Source organism: Numidum massiliense, assembly GCF_001375555.1.
Classification (GTDB): domain Bacteria; phylum Bacillota; class Bacilli; order Thermoactinomycetales; family Novibacillaceae; genus Numidum; species Numidum massiliense.
Genome location: NZ_CTDZ01000004.1, coordinates 1 through 1,145, shown reverse-complemented (window position 1 = coordinate 1,145; position 1,145 = coordinate 1). Strand labels below are relative to the sequence as shown.

Annotated in this window: 3 protein-coding genes; 1 reads left to right on the top strand and 2 read right to left on the bottom strand. The window is 40.5% G+C overall.

The features are described from left to right. Nucleotides 1-105: an IS3 family transposase gene (locus BN1247_RS18530; protein WP_390622014.1), complete on the top strand. Its 105-nt coding sequence runs from the start codon at nt 1-3 to the stop codon at nt 103-105. A gap of 175 nt (nt 106-280) precedes the next feature. On the opposite strand, the gene BN1247_RS00035 is transcribed toward BN1247_RS18530, so the two are convergent. Together BN1247_RS00035 and BN1247_RS17875 are read right to left on the bottom strand one after the other, a co-directional pair. Continuing rightward, nucleotides 281-673 (bottom strand): hypothetical protein, encoded by a 393-nt coding sequence (locus BN1247_RS00035; protein ID WP_231633038.1) that lies wholly within the window; start codon nt 671-673, stop codon nt 281-283. 125 nt (nt 674-798) lie between these two features. Then, the coding region (locus BN1247_RS17875) for a hypothetical protein (RefSeq protein ID WP_187119677.1) at nt 799-1,145 on the bottom strand (347 nt) is incomplete at its 5' end.

The following is a 1,145-nucleotide window of genomic DNA, read 5'->3' as shown; positions in this document are numbered from 1 at the left end:
ATCGAGCTCTTTTATAACCGCCAAAGAATCCATTCGGCTATTGGCTATGTGTCACCTTGTCAGTTTGAACAAATGTATGATGGCCGCATGGAAGCGATCGCGTAGACGGCTTTATATGGAGAGGCGGACATGATAGCGTGGTTCGCCACGCAATGTCTCATTTCACATTGCTCAAGTGCAAGGAATCATGCCCGCGTGGGCTACATGTCAAGCCATGATCGATGCTCATAGGCTATTTTACACAGAAATTAGGACTTGATCCAGCAGCGGCGGTTAGCGCTTACCACTTTCCTTCTTCAAAGTCTTCGTCATCTATTTCCTTCACAAAAACAGTGATCCAACCGACCCGATGGCTTACAGGATCTGTTACAATATATATCCCTTTCTCGCTGACATACACTTCTTCAAATTCATCGTACTCAAAGGATGGCTCCACTTTTAATACATCGTCAATATGCATGCCAACGTGAATCTGATTGTATAATAAACCCTTATAGTTTTCTAATGCCGTTAATTTACATAACTTTCCATTTATCGCGTTGAACGATAGGTATACTTCATTATTTACTTCATACTTAATTAGAAAGTTCCCTACCAGATAACCTTTTACATTAAAATCCTGTAAGAGTTCATGAAATTGCGATATGTGGGTATAAAAACTAAGCCTTTCCACGGTTCTATCGGCGCATTCAGATCAATTTTCATTATTGCTTCCTCCCTGTAAATATGATTGTCACCTTTTCTTTGCCATCAGTCTTATATTAGGTTCTCCGGTCCATCAACTACCTTAATAATACCTTAGTCATCAGTCGAGATCTTTACATAAGGGTTAGAACCGTGACGCCCTCCGCCCGGCGAAACTTGTACCTGCATAACATTCTTTCCCTTCTCGGGGTTTAGTACTTTTATAATTTTTGCGCTAGAGATATCGTTTTTTGAATCTCTTATTGATACCTCATACCCCGCATCTTTTAACATGTTTGCGATATCATTGGGGTGTTTATTAATGAAAATATTCCGATTTTCTTTGATCGACTCTACTGTTACCCTCCCATTCTTGAACAACTCTGGTTTTACCTTGGGAACATTAGTAGACTTTTCCGTCCCACCTGTCGATCCTTTCTTTGTTCCCTCTCCACTATCTC